At 33.2% G+C, this 7631-nt stretch carries 9 protein-coding genes and 1 pseudogene; 1 reads left to right on the plus strand and 9 read right to left on the minus strand.

Annotated features, from left to right (window positions below; translation table 11 throughout):
* From BEN26_RS13475 to BEN26_RS13515, 9 genes and pseudogenes are all read right to left on the minus strand, one after another.
* Positions 1-240, minus strand: a 240-nt coding sequence (locus BEN26_RS13475; protein WP_181482175.1) for a helix-turn-helix domain-containing protein, incomplete at its 3' end; no start/stop codon positions are given.
* A 269-nt stretch (positions 241-509) separates the two neighbouring features.
* Positions 510-870: pseudogene (locus BEN26_RS14365) on the minus strand (transposase zinc-binding domain-containing protein); the annotation flags it as partial.
* Positions 871-993: 123 nt separating this feature from the next.
* Complete coding sequence (gene groL / locus BEN26_RS13485; protein ID WP_069799905.1) at positions 994-2616, minus strand: chaperonin GroEL; 1623 nt, start codon at positions 2614-2616, stop codon at positions 994-996.
* A 60-nt stretch (positions 2617-2676) separates the two neighbouring features.
* Positions 2677-2958 carry a co-chaperone GroES gene (groES, locus tag BEN26_RS13490; RefSeq protein WP_068727841.1) on the minus strand — a complete coding sequence of 94 codons (282 nt, stop codon included), beginning with the start codon at positions 2956-2958 and terminating at the stop codon, positions 2677-2679.
* 249 nt (positions 2959-3207) lie between these two features.
* Positions 3208-3525 (minus strand): hypothetical protein, encoded by a 318-nt coding sequence (locus BEN26_RS13495; protein ID WP_069799903.1) that lies wholly within the window; start codon positions 3523-3525, stop codon positions 3208-3210.
* 184 nt (positions 3526-3709) lie between these two features.
* Positions 3710-4294 carry a hypothetical protein gene (locus BEN26_RS13500; protein ID WP_069799901.1) on the minus strand — a complete coding sequence of 195 codons (585 nt, stop codon included), beginning with the start codon at positions 4292-4294 and terminating at the stop codon, positions 3710-3712.
* A gap of 294 nt (positions 4295-4588) precedes the next feature.
* Positions 4589-5155 (minus strand): hypothetical protein, encoded by a 567-nt coding sequence (locus BEN26_RS13505; RefSeq protein WP_069799899.1) that lies wholly within the window; start codon positions 5153-5155, stop codon positions 4589-4591.
* 136 nt (positions 5156-5291) lie between these two features.
* Positions 5292-5846: a DUF4367 domain-containing protein gene (locus BEN26_RS13510; RefSeq protein WP_069799897.1), complete on the minus strand. Its 555-nt coding sequence runs from the start codon at positions 5844-5846 to the stop codon at positions 5292-5294.
* A gap of 29 nt (positions 5847-5875) precedes the next feature.
* Entirely contained in the window at positions 5876-6382 is a 507-nt protein-coding gene (locus BEN26_RS13515; RefSeq protein WP_069799895.1) for a hypothetical protein, read from the minus strand.
* Positions 6383-6586: 204 nt separating this feature from the next.
* On the opposite strand from BEN26_RS13515, the gene BEN26_RS13520 reads away from it, so the two are divergent.
* Positions 6587-7498: a helix-turn-helix transcriptional regulator gene (locus BEN26_RS13520; protein WP_069799893.1), complete on the plus strand. Its 912-nt coding sequence runs from the start codon at positions 6587-6589 to the stop codon at positions 7496-7498.
* The last annotated feature ends 133 nt before the right edge of the window (positions 7499-7631 follow it).

Consider the following 7631-nt stretch of genomic DNA (forward strand, 5'->3'; position numbering starts at 1 on the left):
GTTTGCCAACGCAAGGCTATCGACTTCTTTGAGCCATGCAAACTCCTTTTTGTACTTGGCAGGAGTCGGGAATTTTTGCTTTTTCAAGGCTTCTTTGTCGTCCTTGAACTTCTCATATGTTTCCTTTCGTTCAGCCAACATTTTATTGTAGACGAAACGAACGCAACCGAAGGTTTTCGCAAGAAATTGCTCTTGTTCTTGTGTTGGGTACAGACGGAACTTATATGCTTTGTTTGCCATATCGAATCACCTCACTTCAATGGGCGCACCACCCGTTGTGAGTAAGCAAAAGCTTCTCAACATCGTGATTCCAATCTACTAAGGAAATATTGTAATTTTCACCCAGTCTAATTTCATTGATATATCAGCCTTTCATTTATATAAGACTGATTATATCATAACAAAAAAAGACAACTTTAGGCTACGCCTAACCGAAATTCATCTCCCACTTTCACTGGTGCTGGCACACCTTCACGTTTAGCAGTGGGAGACTTCTTTCGGAGGGAAGTTAAATCTTTAAGCATTTTACGATGTTTTAAAAAAATAGGCCATAGTCCTTCATCCAACGTAAAAATGGCATGACGATGCGCTACTTGCAAAACGTCCTCTGCAAGTAGTCGACTCCATTCTTCAGTTTCCCCATTAAAACAAATTGTACAAAACCTTCCTTTACAACGATAAGGTACTTTTTTACATCATGGCAACCTTCACAAACAAATAGTTTTAAAACCTTGATTGTAATCTCCACAACTACGGAATTTTTCAACTTCTTTAATTACGATAGGCCTAACCTTTTTTTATGTTTTTTATAAAGTTGTCCCAACGGGAATTTTCATCGAAAAAAATCTGTTTAAGAATGTTTGTCTCCATACTTTTAGTTTAACAAAAATTGCACTTAAAAAGGGAGCTCTCGCTCCCTAAAATTTTATATTTTCCTATACGTTAAAGAAAAGGCCCCTTCATGTAAGAAAGGACCTTTAAATCAAGAAGTAATTACATCATGCCCATGCCGCCCATGTCAGGCATACCTGCTGGTGCCTTTTCTGGTTCTGGCTTATCGGCAACGATGGATTCTGTTGTTAAGAACATAGCGGAAACAGATGCAGCATTTTGTAATGCAGAACGAGTAACTTTAGCTGGGTCAACGATACCAGATTGAATCATGTTTACCCATTCTCCTGTAGCTGCGTTGAAACCAATACCAATTTCCTCTTTCTTGAGGCGCTCAACAATAACAGAACCTTCTAAGCCTGCATTATTAGCGATTTGACGAACTGGCTCTTCTAAAGCACGTTTAACAATCTCAACACCAGTTTTTTCATCGCCAGTTGCTTGAACTTTTTCAACTGCAGCTATGACATTTACAAGTGCTGTACCACCACCGGAAACAATACCTTCTTCAACGGCAGCACGAGTGGAGTTCAAAGCATCTTCAATACGAAGTTTCTTCTCTTTTAATTCTGTTTCAGTAGCAGCACCAACTTTAATGACAGCTACGCCACCAGCTAGTTTTGCTAAGCGTTCTTGTAATTTTTCACGGTCAAATTCAGAAGTAGTTTCTTCTAATTGTTGACGAATTTGGCCTACACGAGCACCAATTTGTGCTTTATCACCATTTCCATCAACGATGATTGTATTCTCTTTCGTTACACGTACTTGGCGTGCACGACCTAATTGATCAATGGTAGTTGTTTTAAGGTCTAGACCTAATTCTTCAGTAATTACTTCACCACCAGTTAAGATGGCAATATCTTGTAACATTGCTTTACGACGATCACCAAATCCAGGTGCTTTTACAGCCACTGCTGTGAAGGTTCCACGAAGTTTATTTACTACTAAAGTAGCTAACGCTTCTCCTTCTAAGTCTTCAGCAATGATCAACAATGGGCGACCTTGTTGAACGACTTTTTCTAAGACTGGTAAAATATCTTGAATGCTAGAAATCTTCTTATCTGTAATTAAGATATATGGATCTTCTAATACAGCTTCCATTTTGTCTGTATCTGTAATCATATAAGGAGAAATGTAACCACGGTCAAATTGCATACCTTCAACAACTTCTAATTCAGTAACAAATCCCTTGGATTCTTCAACAGTGATAACACCATCGTTACCTACTTTTTCCATTGCTTCTGCAATCAATTGACCTACTTCTTCATCAGCTGAAGAAATCGCTGCAACTTGTGCAATAGAAGCTTTTCCTTCGATTGGTTTTGCAATTCGCTTAATCTCTTCTACTGCTGCATTAACTGCTTTTTCAATTCCTTTGCGGATTACCATTGGATTTGCGCCAGCAGTTACGTTCTTTAATCCTTCACGGATTAATGCTTGTGCCAAAACAGTAGCGGTAGTTGTACCGTCACCAGCTACATCATTTGTTTTTGTTGCAACTTCTTTTACTAATTGAGCCCCCATGTTTTCAAATGGGTCTTCTAATTCAATTTCTTTTGCAATAGTTACACCATCATTAGTAATAAGTGGTGAACCAAATTTTTTCTCTAATACAACGTTACGACCTTTTGGCCCTAAGGTTACTTTTACAGCGTTTGCTAATGCATCTACACCACGTAGCATCGCACGACGAGCTTCTTCGCCAAAAATAATTTGTTTAGCCATCAAAATCGCCTCCTGGTTTCAAAATAAAGTATATAAGTATATGAAGTGTTATTCTATCGGCTATTCTATAATCGCTAGAATATCGCTTTCACGCATAATTAAGTATTCTTTGTCTTGGTACTTAAGTTCGGTACCAGCATATTTGGAATAGATCACGCGATCTCCTTCTTTTACATCTAATGCTTCGCGCTCTCCTTTTTCATTGCGGCGGCTACCTACTGCAACGACTTTGCCTTCTTGTGGCTTTTCTTTTGCAGTATCTGGTAAGACAATACCGCTAGCAGTTGTTTGTTCTTTTTCAATTGGTTCGATAACCACACGGTCACCAACTGGTTTAATCATAAAAAGAAACCTCCTTATACGTTTAATTTTCATTTTCTTATTAGCACTCGCCATCAATGAGTGCTAACACAATTCTAATAATAATAAAACTTAGCATATTTTTCAAGTCGTTTTATTAAAATTTTTCCGTCAAACAGTATGCCCAAATTCTAACATAATATTCCAACGAAAGATACAAAAAAATAAGTGCTACAAGGAACACCAATAAGAATATTATAATCGTTTCCTAATTAGTAATTAGTGAAGCATTCATATATTAGGGTAGAGATAATATTGCACGATTCCCGTCAGGACAATAGTATGTCTATCCTGAATCGGGGCACATTTGTTTTTCAAAAACGATTCAATTACAATCTTACGTTCACTATCTTTCATAATCTCAGTTTCAAATAGATCTAATAAAGTTTTTACAGCCTTAGAGCTCATAATATTTATCTGAGTATTAGTTAGCCCATGTTCATGTAATTTAGTAATTTCTTCTTCGGTAAAAAGTTTAATTGTAGCTTCAGGATTGCTAACTAATAGTGAGAACTTCTCCTGCCAATCGCCAATTAGTTTTAATGCCACATCACCTGTAAGGAAAGTATGATCGGGCTGACTCTGATCACGAGGAACAAATCCAGAAAATCTTTTCTTATCATTATAATTCCCCTTTTAAAACTTACCAATCTGTTATTCGCGATAAGCAATTGAAATATAGGTATTTTAGTTCGGATTAGTATTGCTTCGTACTCACAACACTACTAATTTTTTATTCAGGCCTTATAATAATTTGTTCGGATTTTTCAAACCATTGAATCCACCTTGAATCATTAAAAAAGCCTTTATCCTGAATGGATTCCCATTCTTCTTCAGGGAATATTTCATTTGAGATCTGATTGATCAATTTTAACTTAATTTGATAGCTTTTGAGTTCTTCTAAATCATCTTCATCTAGTAATATACTACTACCCTCGATACTCCGAGCGTTTGAATTACGTAAAAAGTTTCGTAAACCTTTAAAGTAATCATTAAATATGAGGGGTGACTGTAAATTCTTTGTATAAATTTTATTGTAGGTTGCATACAAACCATTTAAATTAGCTATATTCTCCTGTAATAAATTACTTATTCCGTCCATATCATCTAAAGTTATGGTTTTCTTCGCGATCCATTGATTTAATGTTTCTTCTAATTCCTTCATACTAGACAATGAAGAGAAAAAAATACCATATGCATCTTCATTAATAATTTCCAATAAAATTTTGTTTTGTTTCTGTTCTTGTAAATATAAATACCCAAGCAGTAAAGTAATCAGAAATAAAACCATTTCAAGTATAATAACCTTTTTCTTCATAAAAAGTCCTCCATAGGAATGTAACGAACAGATTGGGCACAACAGTACACCAGTCTGTAAATTATTTCAATAGAAATTAACCTGCATTATAAATATAAGGGAATTTAGGTTGTAAATTTCTTAAAGTATTTATCTATCCAGTTAAATAAAATTATTATTTTATGGAAAAATTGTTCATCTTTTACAATTAACGGACCATCTATTGTTAATTTTTGTTGTTCCTGTCCAAAATTCTCCTTACTTTTAGGAATTAGACAGGACTAATGTAGATAATTATTTGAAATACTTATATTATTATCTTGTGTTATTGATTAAATCTGCTGCAAAATTTAATCCATCTTGTTCAGTAAATAGGCTACTTAAATGAAATTTCATCAAGTAATAAACATCTTTATCATTAAATAGTAGGAATAATATTTTTCCACGTTTTGTTTCTTCTAATTTGTATTCTACTAGTACATCCCCAATTTTTTTATTTTCTGAGCCTGATAAAGAAGATGAACCTTTTCCTATATTAAGTTCAACAGTCTTTTCACCTTTATATTCACCATAAAGAATTCTCATTCTATTATTTTCCTCAATTTGTTGCTTTTGTTCATCAGTTAATGATATGAGCTCTCCTTTTTCGTTTGCATAGATGACTTGAGCAATATAACGATTTCCCGTTGTTTTTAAATCTAATTCGGGTGGTAGCAATAAACTAATAAAGGTTATCGATAAATTCTCCTGTGTAGGGATTGTTATATTTACATCCATCTGTTTTTCTATTTCTCTTTCAATATCACTAGGAAATGTATTTTTACTACAAGCTGTTAGCCCCATACTTAAAAGGAAAATTATGATAAATATTCTTTTATTCATAATTTCTCACCGTCCCATTAATATTTAAATACTAATAGCAATTTTCTATCAATTAGAAAAGATAATGGGCATGATTGCTTGAACCACTAATAAGCTATAACCACTATCAAATAATATTATCTACCTATTATTTTAATTACTTTAATGACTCAGCAAACTTAAGAATTTCTTCTTTAGTTATATTACCTTTTGAAATTATAAAATGATTAGTCTTATTTTTATACCAACTCAAAGCAATTATCTCTTTATCCGGATACTCTAATATTTGCCCTTCCACTCCTTGTATCATTAAATCTTGAGTATCATTGTCTCCAATTATTACTTGTGCAGCTTTTGTTGTATAGTCGATCCAATTACTAGGGTCATTTTGATTTCTATATCTGATAGTAATTGCTTTATGTGCTTCTATATTAAGTTTAACTCCATTTTTGAATTCCGCAGGTGGTTCATTATATATTACATTCTCCATTTTATAGTTCTTAGGAAGATAAGTTGGCAATAATACTTCTATGTTAGACATAAGCTCTTTGCCCTTTTCCAAGGAAACCTGAGCTGGTTGAGAAGTAATTTGACTTTCCGATTTTATTTGATGTTTTACACCATTGTTTTTAGTTTGTTCCGTATATTCAGCGTACCCAATTCCACTAAACATCAAAGCTATTATAAGACTAGCAAAAATAATCCTTTTCATAAAGATATCTCCCTTCCTTGAACAAATAATTATGGTTGATAAGCAAATCTATCATAATGAGCAGAATAAGTAGGACCATCAATACCATCTTCACTAGCATATACTACAAGCTCAGTATAAAGATTTTGAACCTCCGCAGTATAACTTATTGCTGCTTCCTGAGCTAAAGTAACAGGGTCAGAATAGAAATATAAATAAGTTTTTTCTGTTGGGTAAACAGAGTCCACAATTGAATATACTCCAAAATCAGCTGAATTGGCAGGACTTGTAGTGCCATGATCAACCTTTACTTTACTAAAATATGCAGTTTTTGCTTGATCAGCATCTCCCTTAATAGTTTCATGACGCCAATAATAATAGTAAACACCAGTATATGGGTTGGTGCCCTCAGCATCCCCAATATATGTTGTAGTAACACTTCCTAACTCAAAAACCGCTTGAAGTTCTGCTGATGCTACTGAAGCCATAAATAAAACGAAAATAATACTTAAAATAAAAATTAGTTTTTTAGTTTTAAAACGCATTTTAAATTCCATTTTTTATTTCTCCTTTCATTTATTATTGGTTTCTAAAATTATCGCTTCTTAGATATTCCTGCTATTAAATCCCTCTTTTTATTTCATATTTTTAAAATTAGTGCTAATCTTTGATTACCTATTTCTTTATCATTGTTGATTTTCCTTTAAAATGGAATTAGAAAATATAATTCGTTCATTACACTAGGGAGGAGAAAATACTTCATGCATATTGGTAATCGAATCAAAAAATTGCGTGAATATTTGGGGATTAAAAGGAAAGACTTTGGCACAGGTGTTATATCCTACTCTCACTTAAGCAATATTGAAGTTGGTAAAAATGGTGCTTCAGAAGAGATATTAATCGCAATTGCAAAAAAACTTAATGTGCCAAAAGAATATTTAACAAGATATAAGGATATTGATCATGATTTAGAGACCAAATTATCCTCTTTGAAAGCGAATCTAGATCTTAAAAACTTAGATGAAGCAGAGTCAATTTTAGAAAATATAAAAAAAGATTATCCTTATATTAACTCTATCGATCAAGAAGCTCTCTATTATTTGTTAGAAAGCTACTATTATTTCAGAACAAACAATCATAAGGATTTTGCAATAATTTATGAGAAAAAATTATTACCCCTTCTCGAAATCGTGGAGATAGACCGTATTCCCTCAGAACTTTTTAAAAAAACTTATTATTACCTAAATGCTGTCAACCATTTTACAAATAAACAATATGAGGATAGTTACCAATGTTTTCTTAAACAACTTCCTTTAGTAAAAGATCCGATTATAAAGGCCGGAACTAACTACAATATTGCCTTATCTTTGGCAAAATTAAACAAAACAAATCTAGCCATTCCGTATGCTAATAATGCCTTAGATGTTTATCTTCATGAAAACAAATGGACAAATGCAGCTGAAAATTATACTTTATTAGGTGGTTTATATATAGAGGAACGAGATTTTGCCAGTGCAGAACAAAATTTGCAAAAAGCTTTAGATCTAGCTGAAAATTTTAATAATGAAAAACTTAAAGGGAAAATATATCATAACTTAGGAATCGTATACAAAAACCTTAAGAAATTAAATAAAAGTGATGTTAGTATAGTTTCATGGACACAACTTAGTTAAGTCCCTTACAATAAAAACGGGAGAGGATGTGTCCAATATGAAACGCAAAAAATTCAATGATGACTTTAAGAAAACGATTGTGGATTTGTATCATTCAGGCACTTCTGTCAAAGATCTGTGTAGCGAATATGGC

It is taken from the genome of Tepidibacillus sp. HK-1 (assembly GCF_001748485.2).
GTDB lineage: Bacteria > Bacillota > Bacilli > Tepidibacillales > Tepidibacillaceae > Tepidibacillus_B > Tepidibacillus_B infernus.

Coding starts and splice junctions, on each gene's coding strand:
- groL (WP_069799905.1), bottom strand. CDS start 2,616: ATGGCTAAACAAATTATTTTTGGCGAAGAAGCTCGTCGTGCGATGCTA.
- groES (WP_068727841.1), bottom strand. CDS start 2,958: ATGATTAAACCAGTTGGTGACCGTGTGGTTATCGAACCAATTGAAAAA.
- BEN26_RS13500 (WP_069799901.1), bottom strand. CDS start 4,294: ATGAAGAAAAAGGTTATTATACTTGAAATGGTTTTATTTCTGATTACT.
- BEN26_RS13505 (WP_069799899.1), bottom strand. CDS start 5,155: ATGAATAAAAGAATATTTATCATAATTTTCCTTTTAAGTATGGGGCTA.
- BEN26_RS13510 (WP_069799897.1), bottom strand. CDS start 5,846: ATGAAAAGGATTATTTTTGCTAGTCTTATAATAGCTTTGATGTTTAGT.
- BEN26_RS13515 (WP_069799895.1), bottom strand. CDS start 6,382: ATGGAATTTAAAATGCGTTTTAAAACTAAAAAACTAATTTTTATTTTA.
- BEN26_RS13520 (WP_069799893.1), top strand. CDS start 6,587: ATGCATATTGGTAATCGAATCAAAAAATTGCGTGAATATTTGGGGATT.